Annotated in this window: 15 protein-coding genes and 1 other RNA gene; 14 read left to right on the top strand and 2 right to left on the bottom strand. The window is 65.6% G+C overall.

Going from position 1 to position 16,299, the window contains the following annotated elements; all coding sequences use genetic code 11:
- The first annotated feature begins 18 nt into the window (after window positions 1–18).
- The 5 genes from O7543_RS29695 to O7543_RS29715 all read left to right on the top strand — a co-directional run bounded on the left by O7543_RS29695 (window position 19) and on the right by O7543_RS29715 (window position 6,285).
- Window positions 19–780 carry a sulfite exporter TauE/SafE family protein gene (locus tag O7543_RS29695; protein WP_281550837.1) on the top strand — a complete coding sequence of 254 codons (762 nt, stop codon included), beginning with the start codon at window positions 19–21 and terminating at the stop codon, window positions 778–780.
- Between the two features lie 221 nt (window positions 781–1,001).
- Window positions 1,002–1,616 carry a histidine phosphatase family protein gene (locus O7543_RS29700; protein WP_281550836.1) on the top strand — a complete coding sequence of 205 codons (615 nt, stop codon included), beginning with the start codon at window positions 1,002–1,004 and terminating at the stop codon, window positions 1,614–1,616.
- Window positions 1,617–1,790: 174 nt separating this feature from the next.
- Window positions 1,791–2,209: RNase P RNA component class A (gene rnpB / locus O7543_RS29705), an RNA gene on the top strand.
- 612 nt (window positions 2,210–2,821) lie between these two features.
- Window positions 2,822–3,205 (top strand): hypothetical protein, encoded by a 384-nt coding sequence (locus O7543_RS29710; protein WP_281550835.1) that lies wholly within the window; start codon window positions 2,822–2,824, stop codon window positions 3,203–3,205.
- Window positions 3,202–6,285: a tetratricopeptide repeat protein gene (locus O7543_RS29715; protein WP_281550834.1), complete on the top strand. Its 3,084-nt coding sequence runs from the start codon at window positions 3,202–3,204 to the stop codon at window positions 6,283–6,285. The genes O7543_RS29710 and O7543_RS29715 overlap by 4 nt, the downstream gene beginning before the upstream one ends.
- Before the next feature lie 176 nt (window positions 6,286–6,461).
- Here O7543_RS29715 and O7543_RS29720 read toward each other — a convergent pair whose 3' ends face one another.
- Window positions 6,462–9,449 (bottom strand): NACHT domain-containing protein, encoded by a 2,988-nt coding sequence (locus O7543_RS29720; protein WP_281550833.1) that lies wholly within the window; start codon window positions 9,447–9,449, stop codon window positions 6,462–6,464.
- A 27-nt stretch (window positions 9,450–9,476) separates the two neighbouring features.
- Window positions 9,477–10,274, bottom strand: a complete 798-nt coding sequence (locus O7543_RS29725; RefSeq protein WP_281550832.1) for a GntR family transcriptional regulator — start codon at window positions 10,272–10,274, stop codon at window positions 9,477–9,479.
- A gap of 351 nt (window positions 10,275–10,625) precedes the next feature.
- On the opposite strand from O7543_RS29725, the gene O7543_RS29730 reads away from it, so the two are divergent.
- The 9 genes from O7543_RS29730 to O7543_RS29770 all read left to right on the top strand — a co-directional run bounded on the left by O7543_RS29730 (window position 10,626) and on the right by O7543_RS29770 (window position 16,299).
- Window positions 10,626–10,814 (top strand): hypothetical protein, encoded by a 189-nt coding sequence (locus O7543_RS29730; protein ID WP_281550831.1) that lies wholly within the window; start codon window positions 10,626–10,628, stop codon window positions 10,812–10,814.
- Window positions 10,811–11,188: a hypothetical protein gene (locus tag O7543_RS29735; protein WP_281550830.1), complete on the top strand. Its 378-nt coding sequence runs from the start codon at window positions 10,811–10,813 to the stop codon at window positions 11,186–11,188. Before O7543_RS29730 ends, O7543_RS29735 begins: the two co-directional genes overlap by 4 nt.
- The gene (locus tag O7543_RS29740; RefSeq protein ID WP_281550829.1) at window positions 11,185–11,697 is read left to right on the top strand and encodes a hypothetical protein; all 513 of its coding nucleotides are present in this window, start codon (window positions 11,185–11,187) and stop codon (window positions 11,695–11,697) included. Before O7543_RS29735 ends, O7543_RS29740 begins: the two co-directional genes overlap by 4 nt.
- A 107-nt stretch (window positions 11,698–11,804) precedes the next feature.
- Window positions 11,805–12,617, top strand: a complete 813-nt coding sequence (locus O7543_RS29745; protein ID WP_281550828.1) for a GntR family transcriptional regulator — start codon at window positions 11,805–11,807, stop codon at window positions 12,615–12,617.
- Window positions 12,605–13,369, top strand: coding sequence for a glycosyltransferase family A protein (locus tag O7543_RS29750; protein WP_281550827.1), 765 nt, complete (start codon window positions 12,605–12,607; stop codon window positions 13,367–13,369). The genes O7543_RS29745 and O7543_RS29750 overlap by 13 nt, the downstream gene beginning before the upstream one ends.
- A 252-nt stretch (window positions 13,370–13,621) precedes the next feature.
- The gene (locus tag O7543_RS29755; protein WP_281550826.1) at window positions 13,622–14,041 is read left to right on the top strand and encodes a transcriptional regulator; all 420 of its coding nucleotides are present in this window, start codon (window positions 13,622–13,624) and stop codon (window positions 14,039–14,041) included.
- A 100-nt stretch (window positions 14,042–14,141) separates the two neighbouring features.
- Entirely contained in the window at window positions 14,142–14,366 is a 225-nt protein-coding gene (locus O7543_RS29760) for a hypothetical protein (protein ID WP_281550825.1), read from the top strand.
- A complete protein-coding gene (locus tag O7543_RS29765; protein ID WP_281550824.1) occupies window positions 14,366–16,033 on the top strand; it encodes an FtsK/SpoIIIE domain-containing protein in 1,668 nt (555 codons plus the stop codon). The genes O7543_RS29760 and O7543_RS29765 overlap by 1 nt, the downstream gene beginning before the upstream one ends.
- The gene (locus O7543_RS29770) at window positions 16,030–16,299 is read left to right on the top strand and encodes a hypothetical protein (RefSeq protein ID WP_281550823.1); all 270 of its coding nucleotides are present in this window, start codon (window positions 16,030–16,032) and stop codon (window positions 16,297–16,299) included. Before O7543_RS29765 ends, O7543_RS29770 begins: the two co-directional genes overlap by 4 nt.

Consider the following 16,299-nt stretch of genomic DNA (forward strand, 5'->3'; position numbering starts at 1 on the left):
CGCCGCTAGCCTCGCAGGATGGATCTTCCCGCGTTCGCGTTGCTGGTCGGGGCCGGGCTGGCGGCCGGCACCGTCAACGCGGCGGCCGGCGGCGGCTCGCTGATCACCTTCCCGGCGCTGATCGCCGTCGGGCTGCCGCCGGTGTCGGCGAACGTCACCAACGCGATCGCGGTCTGCCCCGGCTACGTGGCCAGCACCGTCGGCAGCCGCGACGACCTGCCGCGCCGCCGCGGACTGTGGCGCCTCATCCCGACCGCCGTCGCCGGGGCGGTCCTCGGCTGCGTCCTGCTGCTGATCACCCCGCCCCGGGCCTTCGAGCTGATCGTGCCGTTCCTGGTGATCAGCGCGGCGGCGGTGCTCGGCTTCCAGAACCAGCTGCGGCGCCTCGTCGGCGAACCCCGCGACCTGCCAGCCGGGCGCGAACAGATGTCACTGCAGGCGATGACCTTCTTCTGCGCCGCGTACGGCGGATATTTTGGTGCCGCGCTCGGGGTGATGCTGGTCGCCGGCCTGGCCCTGGTGCTCGACGAGGCGCTCAACGGCGTCGTCGCGCTGAAGAACCTGCTGTCGGCGGCGGTCGGGGTGACCACCGTCGCCGTGTTCGCCATATTCGGCCCGGTCGACTGGGTCGCGGCGGTGACGGTCGCCCCGGCCGCCATCGTCGGCGGCTACGTCGGCGCGCGGGTGGTGCGCAAGCTGCCGCCGACCGTGCTGCGCTTCGGCATCGTCGCCTTCGGTGTCGGTATCGGCGTCCTGCTGCTGGCCCGCGCCCTGCGCTGACCCGCTCTCGGCGCGCTCACCGCCGGGTCTGCTCGTCCTGCCCGCGCTGACCGCTGAGCCTGCTTTCTCCTGCCCGAGCCGACCGCCACTCCGCCGGATCCGCGCTCGAGTTGAAGGCCAGATACCCTCTCTGCCGCCGGTAAGGTTGCTGACCTTCAACTCGTGCGCGAACTCCTGCGGCCCGGGCCCACTGACGGCGACGGGGCCGGGATGATGATCGGATGGCGCGGACGCTGCTGTACCTGGTCCGGCACGGCGAGCAGGACAGCGACGAGACCGGGTCCGACCCAGGCCTGTCGGAGCTCGGCCGGCGCCAAGCGCGCCGGCTCGGTCAGCGTCTGCGTGCTGTGCCGTTCGACGCCGTCCACCACGGTCCGGCGGCGCGGGCCGCGCAGACCGCCGAGGAGATCGCGGCTTTCCTGCCCGGGATCCCGGTGCACGAATGTCGGTTCGCCGCCGACGTGACGCCGGTGCCGGCTCCCGGGCGCGCCGACCAGGCGGTGCCGCAGCGGTACGCCGATTTCGTCGACGCGGTCCCGGAACAGGAGCGCGACCCCGGCGCGGTACGGGCACAGGCAGCGGTGAACCACTGGGGGCGGGTCGGCGACGTCGACCGGCACGAACTGGTGGTGACGCACAACTTCGTGATCGGCTGGGCGGTCCGGCATGCGCTGGACGCGCCGTACTGGCGGTGGCTCGGGCTGAACCAGTTCAACTGCGGCTTGACGATCGTGCAGTGGCGCAGCGACGCTCCGCCGACCCTGGTGAGCTCTAACGACATCGGCCACCTGCCGCCGGGCGAGCGGGGCCAGCCACCGGTGGATCTGCTGACCTGAGCCGCCTGGCTGTTGCCTGGCTGCGGGCGTAGGTCGTGCGGTGGATCTAGAAGGATCTGGCCGGAATATCGACCATGATCCTTCTAGATCACTGTTCTGGGCTGGTCGTGGTGGCCTGCCGGGCCTGCGGGTGGGGAATGATCGTGGGCTGCGTACGATTGATCCTCGGACGGACGAGTCGACCGGGCGGCCGCGTCAGCGGGGGATACGTCCCCTGTTGCCGAGGAACGTCCGGACTCCACAGGGCAGGGTGGTTGCTAACGGCAACCCGGGGCGACCCGCGGGACAGTGCCACAGAAAACAGACCGCCGGGCGGTGAAACGCCCGGTAAGGGTGAAACGGTGGGGTAAGAGCCCACCAGCATCCCGGGTGACCGGGATGGCTCGGTAAACCCCACCCGGAGCAAGGCCAAGAGGGCCGGTGTCGCGAGACGCCGACCTGCGCAGGCGTTCGAGGGCTGCCCGCCCGAGTCTGCGGGTAGGCCGCTGGAGCCTGCCGGCGACGGTAGGCCTAGATGGATGGCCGCCACCGCTGCGCGACCCGGGCAACCGGCGCGTACGGGACAGAATCCGGCGTACAGGTCGACTCGTCCGTCCCACCCCAGATCAATGCGTTGATCAAGGATCTGAGCTGCGCGGACTCCCCGTCGTCGATGGTCGTTCATGGTGAACTTTGGTCGTCATCTGACGCCCTGGAGACGCCCTGACGCCCTGGAGACGCCCTGATCTTGGACGGTCCGGGCGGTGTCGACGGCGGCCGGGGACGCACCCCCGCGTGGTACGGACCCGGCGCGATCGGTGTCGGTGGCAAGCCAGTCCGGGTTGTGGACTGGCGCGGCAGCCGGAAGCCCCGACCACGACGGCGGCCAACCCCGCCGGCTTCCGGACCGCGCCCTGCCGCCGTCGACAACGCCGGAGACGGGGACTCGAACCCCTAAACCGCGTACGGGCGGTGGATCCGGGCACGTCGGGGCGCTGGCCTGCGGCGGGTTCCTCGACGTCTCTCGGCCTCTCTCGGTGGCTTCGGTTCTCGTTTGTACTGGCGTTGTCGTAGTTGATCTTTGTTGGGGCCGTCTGAGGTCTATGACTTCCCCGGCTCTTTGACGGTGTCGGGTGTTCGGGTGCTTGGGTGGGCGGTTCGGTGGTGGGAGTGGTGGGTGGTTTGGTGGATGGGTGTCTGTTGTGGTGATCGGTGATGATGGGTGAATGAAGGTCGTACGTACGGTGATCTTGGTTGTGGTGTCGATGTGTGTCGGCGCTGGCGTTGCGCTGTTGGTGGGTTTCTTGCGGGGTGAGGGGTTGGAGCGGGCGTCGTGGTGGGCTGCGGTGGCGAGCCTGGTCCTTGGGGTGGTGACGTTGGCGGTGCAGGTGTTGCTGTCTGGCCGTTCCGCAGGGTCTGACGGGGTCGGTTCCACCACCGGGGCAGGCGTGGATGGTGGTTTTGGGCCTGTTGACGGTGTGGGCGCTGAATCTGTGTCGGTTGGTGATGTAGAGGTGTCCGGTGATCGTGTCGTCGGTTTCGCCTTTGGCGGGACGGTGATTACGGGTGATGGCAACTCGGTCGGGTCGGCTGGGGACGGCCGGGCGTGACGGGGCGGGGTGGCTCCGGTGGCGTGACGTTGGGCGACGTGGATGTGTCGGGTGCTGGCGGGGTGGGCGTCGCGGTCAACAGCACCGTGATCACTGGTGATGGGAACGTGGTCCTGCGGGTTGAGGGCCACGACGTCGTTGAGGTCCCGCCGCCGGGGGATGTGGCCGGGGTGCGGCGGTTGTTGTTCGTCGGGTCGGCGGGTCCGGTGTCGGAGTTGGTGGGTTCGTGGTTGCGGCCGGATGCGGGGGTGGTGGAGGCGCAGCCGCGTGGTGAGGTGGATGAGGTGGTGCGGTGGTGTGGGTCGGGGTTGGGGCCGGTGGTGCGGTTGGTGGTGGGTGCGGGTGGTCAGGGGAAGACGCACCTTGCGGGTCAGGTGTGTGACCGGCTGGGTCGGGAGGGGTGGTTGGCGGGGTTTGTGCGGTTGCCGTCGTCGGGGTGGCGGTCGGTGCGGTGGGCGGATCTGGCGGGAGGTGGTGAGGCGGGTCGGCGTGCTGGGCGGGATCTGCGGCGGGTGCCGGAGTTGGTGGCGGGGGTGCGGGCGGCGGCGGTGTTGGAGGTGCGGACGCTGTTGGTGGTGGATTACGCGGAGAACGTGGGTCCGGTGGTGGCGGAGTTGTTGGACACGATTGAGGAGGCGGGGGCGGCGGCGTGGGTGCGGGTGTTGTTGTTGGCGCGTACGGATGTGGGGTGGTTTGAGGAGTTGGCGGTGGAGCACCGGTTGCATGGCTGGGTGCATCCGACGCCGTTGCGGTTGGGGGCGTTGTCGCGGTCGTGGGATTCCGACGAGGTGGGGCGGGTGTGGGCGGGCGCTGTGGAGCGGTTCGCGGGCCGGGCCGGTGAGGCGGGGTGGGTGGTGCCGGATTCGGTGGGGTCGGTGGCGGTGCCGGCGCGGGGGTTCGCGACGACGTTGGATCTGTACGCGACGGCGTTGTTGACGGTGTTGGACGCAGCGAAGGGGCAGCGTTCGGGAGACGGTGATGCGTTGGCGGGGGTGTTGCGTCATGAGCAGCGGCAGGTGGCGTCGGCGTTAGCGGCGGCGGGACTCACGATCAGTGCACCGGGGCAGGCGTGGGCGATGGGGGCGGTGACGTTGACCGCGCCAGAGCTGGAAGCAGAAGCGGTCGAGGTGGTGGGGCGGGTGCCGGCGTTGGCGGGGTTGGGGTGGGAGCAGCGGTCGCGGTTGGTGCAGGTGTTGCGGGGGTTGTATCCGGATGAGTCGCGGGAGCGGGTGTGGCAGGCGCCGAAGCCGGACCGGTTGGCGGATACGCATCTGTTGAGGCTGGCGGGGCTTGGGTTGGCGTCGAGTCTGCGGCAGTGGTGTGAGGATCTGGCGGCGGTGTGCGGTGGGGCGGGTGGTGAGGCGGCGAGGCACGCGGTGGAGGTGTTGCACCGGTGTTTGTCGACGCCGGATGCGGCTGGTCTGTACGGGGAGGAGCTGGGTTTCGTCCGTGACGGGCTCGTCACGCTGGTGGAGCGGTTCCCGGCGGAGTACGTGCCGGCGTTGGTGGTGGTTGACCCGGTCGGGTTTGAGCCGGCGATTGTGGACGCCATCGCTGGTCGCGACGGTGGCGGGTTAACGGTCGAGCAGGTTGAGCGGGTGGACGCGTTGCTGCGTGAGCTGGGGTTCGCCACGACTCGTACGGGTGTCGCGGTGGCGGTGTCACGACGACTGGTGGAGGCGACACGCCCTATTGCTGACGCCGACGGTGACCCTGAGGCGGTGAACCGGTACGCGGCAGAGCTGAACAACTGGTCGGTGCGGTTGGGTGAGGTGGGTCGGCGGGAGGAGGGCCTGGCCGCAATCGAGGAAGCCGTCGCCATCTACAGGCGGCTGGCCGACGCCAATCCCGCCGCCTACCTACCCGACCTTGCCATGTCGTTGAACAACTGGTCGCTGCGGTTGGCCGAGGTGGGTCGGCGGGAGGAGGGCCTGGCCGCGAGCGAGGGAGCCGTCGCCATCTACAGGCGGCTGGCCGACGCCAATCCCGCCGCCTACCTACCCGACCTTGCCATGTCGTTGAACACTTGGTCGGTGTGGTTGGCCGAGGTGGGTCGGCGGGAGGAGGGCCTGGCCGCGAGCGAGGGAGCCGTCGAGATCCACCGGCGGCTGGCCGACGCCAACCCCGCCGCCTACCTACCCAACCTCGCCGGATCGTTGAACAACTGGTCGCTGCGGTTGGCCGAGGTGGGTCGGCGGGAGGAGGGCCTGGCCGCAATCGAGGAAGCCGTCACCATCTACCGGCGGCTGGCCGACGCCAATCCCGCCGCCTACCTACCCGACCTCGCCACGTCGTTGAACACTTGGTCGAACAGGTTAGGTGAGGTGGGTCGGCGGGAGGAGGGCCTGGCCGCGAGCGAGGGAGCCGTCGAGATCCGCCGGCGGCTGGCCGACGCCAATCCCGCCGCCTACCTACCCAACCTCGCCGGATCGTTGAACACTTGGTCGAACAGGTTGGGTGAGGTGGGTCGGCGGGAGGAGGGCCTGGCCGCAATCGAGGAAGCCGTCGAGATCCGCCGCCGGCTGGCCGACGCCAATCCCGCCGCCTACCTACCCAACCTCGCCGGATCGTTGAACAACTGGTCGAACAGGTTGGGTGAGGTGGGTCGGCGGGAGGAGGGCCTGGCCGCAATCGAGGAAGCCGTCGCCATCTACAGGCGGCTGGCCGACGCCAATCCCGCCGCCTACCTACCCGACCTTGCCATGTCGTTGAACAACTGGTCGCTGCGGTTGGCCGAGGTGGGTCGGCGGGAGGAGGGCCTGGCCGCGAGCGAGGGAGCCGTCGCCATCTACAGGCGGCTGGCCGACGCCAATCCCGCCGCCTACCTACCCGACCTTGCCATGTCGTTGAACACTTGGTCGGTGTGGTTGGCCGAGGTGGGTCGGCGGGAGGAGGGCCTGGCCGCGAGCGAGGGAGCCGTCGAGATCCGCCGGCGGCTGGCCGACGCCAATCCCGCCGCCTACCTACCCAACCTCGTCAGATCGCTACAGGTCCAGGCATACCTAATGCGCGAGCAGCAATCCTTGGAACGGGCCGAAGCCATCGATCGAGAAGTCGCTTCACTGCTGGGCAAGGAGTAGACGCCTTCGAAGCGACGACCTTGCGGCCGATCAGTCACGGCGCGGCGCGGCGGGCGGCTGCCCGGTGGTGACGGTGGTTTTCCGCCCCGGCCGCGTAGCGGTCCGGGGCGGCTTGCCGCCGGGCGGTGTTCCGCCCGCGCGCCGCGCTGGGCGCGGCGTCTTGATCCAATACAGGACTATTCGGCAACAGGAGAGTCCGAACGTTCTCTTTCGAGTGAGCCCCTCTGCTTAGGAAATGCAATTGAGGTATGTGTCAAGAAATTGACTTCTCGACGAGCCCAGCGCCTCAATAGTGGCAGCATGGAGGACTTTTCCGAAGAGTAGACTGATGAAAAATAGTCCAGTGCTCTAGCGAAGGCTCGCCCCTCTGGTTGGCCCGTTCTTACCTCTATGAGTGGCATGAGGCATTGTAGTCGGCCAAGGCTAGATTCCAGAACAGGCATCTCTACCAGCAACCGCCTGCCTAATCCTTCAAGCATGATGAAGAGAAGAACTCCGCCAACGTTCAATTCATTTGGGCTCAGGTCTTCTGAGCTCTCGGAATTTCCTGCGCCAACGATCCTCCTGATGTTCATCGGGAAGCTCAAGGACAGAGGGCGGTCCCCTCCTGGGTGATTGCCCCAGGGTGGGCCGTCAAGCTGAAGCAAAAATTGGCTTATTCCCTCGACTTGTTTCCAATAGAGATTGTTTCGATTTTGCCTGGTGCCAGCCATTGTCCTTAGGATATGTCCCGCATACGGCGAGGCGATTAACCCCCATCCGGGATATTCAAATTCGGCGAATAGCCACTCAGTTCCATGCTTGGCTAGCGGTTTGGCGATATCGAAGTCTTCGAGAGATAGGAGTCCGAGATAGAGGCTGTGATTGACTGTTGCGAGCTGTTCAATTTTGATTCTGTAATCCTGGATGGCCTTGGTGAATGACAGTCTTACCTCGTTCCTAACGCGCGATCTACGGGGCATTGCTGCTGATATGCCTATATGGGCGAATGCCGCAGCATCCACGCTGGCCGAGGTTTGATCTGAATCCAGGCCGCTTCGAACCTGCGAAATTAGCTCGTCTTGGATGATTGACTTATTTGGGGTTGTCAGTGCTTCCAGTATTGCGGTCATCGCTTGCATTTGGCCTGAGGTGCCTGAAACCTCTGGTGCAATCCAGAGGTGTTGCATCATTAATCGATATGCTTCAGATACTATTTGACGAACTTGCGTCGGTGGAAGTACCAAGAATGAAAGACATCGGGAAACGAAGGAAACTAGTGCGCTTTGTGTGGGACTCTCTATGTCGATCTGCGCAAGCAGAAAACGGACTATTCGCTCGCCGCCTCTCTCGTTGTGGCGATCGGTGATCTGCGTAGCAAGCTGCGCCACAATATCCCACTCCTCGCGCAGGATGTGGGGTGCCAGCAGGCGTGCGATCTGCTCGGGTGAATCCCCTAGGCGTGTAATGTGATAAGCCGCAAAGTACTCTAGAAATGTACGATGGGTAAACTTGTATAGGACTTCGCCGTCTGCGGTCGTGCCTGCGTCGTTAAAGACCCAAGCTCGGCCCCTGCAGAATTCCACAAACTCCCGCGCGGCTTCGCGTGCCTGATCGTCGGTTTCGAACAGGTATCCCTTAAGGTAAGTCGTGGTTCGATCGACCAGCTCATGCTCTGTGACTCCTTCTCCCGTGCTATCGTTCACCAGCATCCAGTACGCTAGGTACTTCATCGCAGGATCCACGGCATGTCCGGCCTGAAGATTGGAGTATATGCGCCGGCTGCTATCCCACTTATCAAATAGAAGCGTTGCGCATCGTTCGTATACTGCGGGTCTGTTCCGCGGAATGAAGTGTTCTCCTCTATAGATGATACATAGGAGGGCTAGCATCAGCGGATTTGACCTTAGGTCTGGGGATACCTTACTTTCCTCAACGAATGAGGAGATAGCCAGCTGCTTTTCAGCGCTCGATAGGTTCTCCTGTGAAAACCACTTTTCTGCATACAGCTGTACATCTTGATCGTCGAACCGTGAAATTTCGATCACTCGAAACTCCTTTGGGTCCATTGGCGCTCGCTGGTATCCAACTAGGCGAGACGTCACGAGCACCGCGCATAACGGGTACCTGGCGCAGAAGAGCTCGACCCTGTCCGCGACCTCTCGTCTGCGACTCGTATCGAGCAACTCATCCAGTCCATCGAAAACTACCAGAACGCGGCCGGTGTCAAGGAGACGCTGGATTAGCTCCTTGGGTAGGTCAACCTGATAGTGGCTCGATGATCGATGGGCCAAGTAGTCGACGATTGATTTTTCGCCCATTTCTCCTGCGAAGTCCCGCAGTAGCACAAAGAATGGTATCTGGTAGGTGGGAGTCGCTGCGAAGATTGTGGTTATCACGTTAGCGGCGGTCGATTTTCCGCCGCCCGGGTCGCCCAAGATTACCGTTCGATCAAGTTCCTCTATCAGATCTTCTAGGCTGAGTTCCGTCTCACGACGACCGCTTTCGGCAAATTTTGGGCTCACGTATATTGTCGAGTAGTTCAGCCTTCTTCGGCGCTCGAAGTCGGGAGGTTCGATAGAGCCGTGAGCTCTTGCTGCCTGCTTTCGATACTTGCTGATCAAATCTGCTTCGCTATCGATTTGGGCAACGTTAATGCTTTTAAGGGATGAGAGATGCCTTTCGATTGACTCTAAAATATTAGATACCCGTTCAATTTTTGCGTCGTTCGTGATGTCTCCTGCGATTCTTGGACATTTCTCCTTAAATAGTTCAGATAAGCGCCGCGATTCCCCCTCAATGCAGTCGAAAATCTTATCTAGGTATGGATTCAGGATTGGCGCTTGTACTCGCTTTATTTCTGACCATGCACCGATTTGCCAGGCTACCCGAAGTCGTCGACTGTCGAAGTCATTTGTCGCAAGGTGTGTGGTTAGCAACTCTCGAACTATCGTGCGCGCGGTTGGTCCAGATAGGAAGTTTTGCAGCTCGGTCTTGTCGATATCGTTTGGCTCAGAAATTGAATACAACGCAACTGATTTGCTTACTCGATCCGAGTTTAAGTAGGCTCGAAAAAATTCTTTCTCTGATTCTTCTTTCTTCCGATTTACTGTTCTTTCTATATGTGAGAAAATAAACATAGCGGATTTTGTTATTAGGCCAACAATATTTCCTTCTACTGGCACGCCAGCTCCAATCGAAAGTTATGGTACCTATTGATAATGCGATGCTATTCGAATCTTCAATTCGATATGTGTAGATAAAAGCTCTTGTGTAATCCCGATCACTTCCTGCTCTCTGAATATTCTCCGTTCAATTGCTATCACTGGAGTCTGGTGGTCGAAATTGAAAGCTTCGATTTCGGTCCGATCGGGCATTCGGGCGGTGACTCGTAGATCTACGTGTGTGACTGCAATTCCGTGCGCGGCAAATTCGCTTGCTTCGTCGTTCCGGCATGGTTTATTGGTGGGATCGGATATGGGTGTACCGGCGACGAGATCAAGGGGATTGTAGGCCGTTGTTAAGTGGTGGGCATGGCCGTCTGCCTTGAATACGAAGCGGCGCTCCAGCAGCAGGGTTCCCGGTTCGCAACCAAGCATGGCCGCAAGGTGTGGACTGGCGGGTACATCCCGATAGGTGGCTTCGACGGCGATGGCATCTCGGGTTGAAACGTGTTCCCTGTGGAGTAAGGTGACATTCTGGTCGCCACCTCCACACGGCTTCGTCTCGTCCTGGCGGCAGTTAGTGATGATTCGCAGGCCTGCTGGGTTTGGTAGGTCTGCTGCGGGTTGAGTGTACGTGCCTCGACCGTGTTCGGTGGTGACGAGTCCGTCTTGGCGTAGGGCGTTGATGGCTGCGCGGATGGTGCCGCGTGCGACGTTGAACTCTTTGGCGAGCGCTACTTCTGGGGGTAGGAGTGCGCCGGGTGGTATGGCGCCGCTGGTGATGCGGTCGCGGAGTTGGTCGGCTACGCGGCGGTAGCGGGGTGTTCCGTAGTGCGGGGTTGGCACTCGTGTCACGTTACCTGTCTGTTGTGTAGTCAAGTGCCGTCTGGCTGCTCGTTTCTACGTCTGGACAACAGGTCCACTTGTAGGTACGTTTCCCTGTGTGTGGTCGGGTTAGCCGCTCGTGATCATGGGGTTGGCTGCGTTCGGCGTCCCGGCCACACGTCTCGCGCACCTTCTGTCAGCGCCTCCCGTGGTGGGGGGTGCGGGTGGTGTGCGTCCTGGTCGGGGTGCGGCGTGACCCGACTCCGCCCGCCGGGCGGTGCGCCGTATCTCGCGGTGGGGCCGGCGGCTCTGCGCGTTCCCCCCGTTGCGTGCGGGGTCGCCGGTCTCCTGTCAGCGTGGGAGGTGCTGATCATGAAAACTTCGCGTCTGGTGGCCTGGTGGCGTCGTCGACGGCGGACCGGCCCGACTGTGCGGGCGGTGGCCCGTGTCGTTCCTGGGTGGGCGGTGGAACCGACCCGGGTGTCTCCGCTGGTGGCGGGTGCGCCGTTGTTGACGGTGGGTCAGCGGTTCCGGGCTGCTGGTGGGCGGTGGTCGCGGTGACCACGGTCGACGGCGGCGCGGACAAGGTGGAGCATCCGGCGTGGTGTGCGCGGGAGCGGTGCGGGCATGTGGTGCCTCCGTTGTTCGCGCACATGGCGCGGCGGCACCGGTCCAGGTTGTGTCAGGTGGGCACGCCTCGTGTCGCGGGCGGCAGTGTGGTGGCGTATCTGATCGGTGGTGACCGGTTGCCGCCGGTGGTGGCGGTGCACGCGGCTGCGCCGTGGCTGGGCGCGGGGTGTGCCGAGTTGCGGTTGTCGGAGGTGCGCAAGCTCGTCGACGCGTTGACCGGCCTGCTCGCCGACGCCGACGCGGCCGGCACCGGACCGGGCGACGACACCAACGGCGGCGACCGGGGGAAGGCGGGCGGCTCGTGAACGGGGAGGATGCCCGGCCGGGTGGGCTGGTGTTGTGTCCGGTGTGGTGCGCGGGGTGTGGTCCGCGTGACCGGATGCACCGGGCCGGTCTGGTGACGGCGGGTACCGAGCGCACGGGCTGGGTCAGTGCGGATGTGATCGCCGATCACGGGGCCGTGTCGGATGTGCGGGTGAAGGTGGACGTCACCCGGTACGCGTCGACGCAGACGGTGTTGCTGCAGCCGGGTCCGGCGGCGCGGTTCCTCGGCGGCCTGAACCAGGCGACCCGGCTGCTGCACGCGTTCACCCGCCCGACCGTGCGGGTGGAGGGGTTGGCGTACCGGCGGGCGGCGCAGTTGGAGCCGGGGATGCGGGTGCTGCTGTTCGGCGGCGTGGTCCTGGTCGTCGACACCGACGAGGTTCCGGAGTTCCCGACGGCGGCGCTGTTGTCGGTGCGGCAGGAGTCCGGCGGCCCGGTCTACACCGTGCTGGTGCCGGCCGACATGGAGCCGCTGGTGATCGGACCATGACCCAACGGATCACGCGCAGGGTGGTGCGGGGCGGGGTGTGGGCTGACCGCGCGGGAGCGCCGACCACCTGGCAGACGTATGAACGTCTAGGGGGTAGCGTTGCCGGCGTGACGGCCAAGGACTGGCGCCCCCGGTATCTGCAACTCGCTGAGCAGTTGCGGGGTCAGATCCTGTCCGGGGACATGCCGCCGGGCACGTTGATGCCGTCGGAAACCGAGTTGGCCGACTCGTCGGGCCTGTCTCGCACGAGTGTCCGTAACGCGATCCGACAGCTGCGGGAATGGGGCCTGGTCCGCGCCGAACAAGGCAGGGGCACCTACGTACGGGCTCCTCGCCAGCGGGTCCGGCGGCGCAACACGGAGCGCTACCAGTGGGAGAAGGACCGCGTCCTACTCCCCGACGCTGAACGGCGGGCGACGGGCGGCACGGAGCATGACACCGGTCTGACGGTCGATGATCTGAAGTTCCACGCCGAGTACACCCGCGTCCCGGCCGATGCCGAGATGGCGGCCGCGTTCGGCGTCGAGCCGGGTACGGAGTTGCTGCGGCGGGTGTACTGGACGACCACGCGCACGGAGTCGGCTCCGTTGTCGGTGTCGTACTCGTTCCTGCCGGTGGCGTTGATCGCCGGGAACCCGGACCTGCTCGACGCCTCGAATGAGCCGTGGCCGGGCGGTACGCAGCATCAGCTGTACACGGTCGGGATCGAGCTGGACCGGATCGTGGATGAGATCAGGGCGCGGCCTCCGTCGCCGGATGAGGCCGAACTCCTCGACATCGATCCGGGCGTGTCCGTGCTGACGGTGCGGAAGACGTCGGTGGACATCGGTGAGCGGGTGGTGGAGGTCGCCGACGTCGTCATGCCCGGCGACCGCACCGAACTCGTGTACTCGAACACGCTCGCGCGGTGGCCTGCTTGACCCTGGTCGTTTCGGTCATCACCCCGGTGCACCCGCCGAGCATCGGCTATCTCGCCGACGCCTACGCCTCCCTGGCCGCCCAGGACATGCCGGACGGCTGGGGGTGGCGGTGGCTGGTCCAGGAGGATGGGCGTACCGGGGCCGTAGCCGACGCGCTACCCGACGACCCGCGTATCTCGGTCGGTGTCGGCCGACCCGGCGGCCCCGGTGTCGCCCGGACCCTCGCCATGGAACGGGTCGACGGGCCGTTGGTGAAGGTCCTCGACGCCGACGACCAGCTCACCCCCGGTGTCCTCGCCCGGGACATCGCGACCCTGACCGCGCATCCGTCGGTGGGGTGGTCGACGTCGCGGGTGCTGGATCTGCTGCCGGACGGGTCCACGGTCGGCTTCGACTCCGACCCGCCAGCCGGGCCGATCGCCTGCGGTGACGTGTACGCGTTCTGGCTCGCCAACAACTACCGGGCACCCGTGCATCCGGCGACGCTGTGTCTGCGGACAGATGTGCTGTTCGCACTGGGCGGCTGGATGGCCCTGCCCGCGTCCGAGGACACCGGCCTGCTCCTGGCCGCGAGCACCATCACCGGCGGCTTCTTCCACGCCGAAACGGGCCTGCTGTACCGCAAGTGGCCCGGTCAGGTCACCAGCCAGGCCGCGCACCGCGAACCGGCCGAACACGCGGCCCGGATGCGGGTCATCGACACGCGGGTACGGGCGCTGACCGCGCTCAACACCACGATCACCCTGCCCTAACCGGCACTCGCCCCGCCCCCGCCTGGTCCACACCGACCGGCGGGTTTCTTCGTGTGCCCCGTCGACCTCTTCCCGTGCTCGTCGACGTCCGTCGACCCAGTGAACGAGCGCAGACCGGTTGCGGCGCTGTCCGCAAGGGTCATTCGGGGTATACCGGACCACTTTCCGAGACTTGTTGACATGTCTGCCAAGTAGTCCCTACCTTTGGTCTAGCCAGTTGGCAGACGTTACTACAAGTTGGGAGTTGCAGAGATGGCTCTGCGAGGCGGAACGAGGTTCTCGGTCCGGTGTTCGGACGTGTTCCCGGCGGGGTGCGCGTTGGTGCCCGAGTCGTTGGGTGAGGTCGAGGACTACGACGAGAAGACGGGTCGGCGGTCGCTGGCGAAGGACAAGTTGACGGGTCAGCGGGTGTGGCAGGTCCGGGTGATGGACCTGGACCCGGAGTTGGGGAAGCGGTCGCGGGAGACGACGGTGAAGATCTCGGCGGACTATCAGCCGGTTGCGCCGACGGGGGTTCCGTTCGAGGCGGTGGAGTTCGACGACATGACGGTCACGCCGTACGTGGCGAGCAACGGGCGGATGGCGTACTCGTTGCGGGCGTCGGGGATGCGCGCTCCGGCCGGCGTGGCGTCCAACGGCACCGGTAAGGCGCGGGCGGCTACGGGTTCGTAGTGCTCGGTTCGGGGTGGGGCTGTCTGGTCTTGGCGGACGGCAGCCCCACCCCTGGTGTCTTCCCCCCACTCCTTCTTTTCAGATTCGGTGAGGTTCCGACGTGTCCCAGGTTAAGCGCGCCCAGGCTCGGGCGCGGATCCGCTGTAGCGACTGCAAGAACATGTTCACCCCCACCCCGACCGACGCCCAGGGCGACACCGACAACGCTGCCGCGAGCGCCACCGATGGCGGCCGGTGTGGGTTGTGTGTGGGCCAGCTGGTGTTGCCGTTCCCTCGGCTGCGGGACGCTCGCGGCCGTTTCCTGCCGGTCGGGGGTGGCCGGTGATGGGGCGTCCGCGTGGTGAGGTCGTCACCACCGTCTCCGGTGACCTGCTCGTGGTCCGGCCTCGGCGGTTGCGGCTGCCCTGGTGGGCGGTGCTCCTCGGTCTGCTGGCTCGCTGGTTGGGTCGGGGCCTGTGGTGGTGCCTCAAGCATCCGCGCATCCTGACCGTCTCGGTGATCACGGTCGCCGTGTACAGCGACTACGGCGTGCCCGGTGTGGTGACCCCGGTCGTGTTGGCCGGGTTGGGGTCGGCGGTGTGGCGGTGGCGGCACGAATCGTCCTGGTGGGCGTGGTGCGGCGGCCCGCTGCTCGGCAGGTGGCGGCACACGGTCGTGTACCGGCGGGTGTGGCGCGAAGCGATGACCATGTGTGACCTGTCGCGGGTCTACCAGCACCAAACGGTGTTGCCAGAACTCCTGGCCGTGCACTGTGACCAGGCCCTAGACGTGTTGTCGGTGCGGATGCTGCGCGGGCAGACCCCTGCCGACTTCCAGCGCGTGACGGAGAACCTGGCGTATACGTTCGGCCGGCGGCACGCACGGGTGTACACCGAACGGCCGGATGAACTCCCCGTGCGTGGCGGTGGTTGGGTGGGGTGGCTGCTGCGCCAGGTCGACGCCTACCGGTTCCGCGACCGGCCCGACGTCGTCTACGTCGTCCTGGTCCGCACCGACGCCCTACGCAAGACGGTTCCGCCGTTCCCGGTGCCGACGGTGCCGGACTTCACAGCGCTGCCCATCGCGGTGCGGGAAGACCTGCGGACCTGGCATCTGCGGCTGTTGGCGACGCATGTGCTGATCGGTGGGGCGACCCGGCGCGGGAAGGGCTCCGTCCTCTGGTCCCTCGTCCGCTCCCTCGCGGGTGGGGTGTCGTCCGGGCTGGTCCGGCTGTGGGTCATCGACCCCAAGGGCGGGATGGAATTCGCGTTCGGCAGGCCGATGTTCGCCCGGTTCGCGTCCACTTCCTTCGACGCCATGGCTGACCTGCTTGATGAGGCGGTTGTCGTGCTGCGGGAGCGGCAGGCACGTCTTGCCGGCACGGTCCGGGTCCACACACCCACCGTCGATGACCCGCTGGTCGTCGTGGTGATCGATGAGATGGCAGCGCTGACCGCGTACCTACAAGACGTCGACCTGCGGAAGCGGATCACCGCCTCGTTGGGGCTGCTGCTGTCCCAAGGTGCCGGCGTCGGTGTCCTGGTCGTGGCCGCGTTGCAGGACCCGCGTAAGGAGGTGCTGCCGTTCCGGGACCTGTTCCCCACCCGCATCGCGCTCGGTCTGACCGAGGCGTCGCAGGTCGACATGGTGTTGGGCGACGGCGCACGCAACCGGGGCGCTCTGGCGGATCAGATGCCGTCCTGGGCCAAAGGCGTCGGCTACGTCCTCCTGGACGGCACACCCGACCCGGTCCGGGTCCGGTTCTCCTACCTCACCGACACCGACATTCGGACCATGGCCGAAGAGTTCCCGGCGCCGGTGGCCGCTGCGGACATCCTCGCCCAGGTCGGCCGGGAAACCGCCCCCGAACCGGCACAGGCTGCCGAGTCGACCCGACGGGTTCCGTTGCCACGTAGACCATCCGGGCCGCTGCTTCCTGACTCGCTACTCAGCATCCTCCGGCACGACCAGGGCGACATCGACAACAACAACGGCGGTGGTGGTCCCCGATGACACAGACGTCTACGCCGGGGCGGCGCTTCTACCGGCTGCGGACCCCCACCCCCGACGGCGGACGCGGAACAGCCGTCTCCGTCCGCGTGGATACCGACCGGCCCGACCCCTACCCGCTGTATGTCGCCATCGGGGGCGGCCGGCGACGGGTCTACCTGACTCCCGGTGAGGCGTGGGCGCTGTGGCGCTGCCTGTCCGAAGCGGTCGCCTCCCTCGGCGACCCACCCGACCACATCCGCACCACCGTCCACCCGACCGGGAGGTAA

This window comes from Solwaraspora sp. WMMA2080 (assembly GCF_027497395.1).
Taxonomy (GTDB): Bacteria; Actinomycetota; Actinomycetes; order Mycobacteriales; family Micromonosporaceae; genus Micromonospora_E.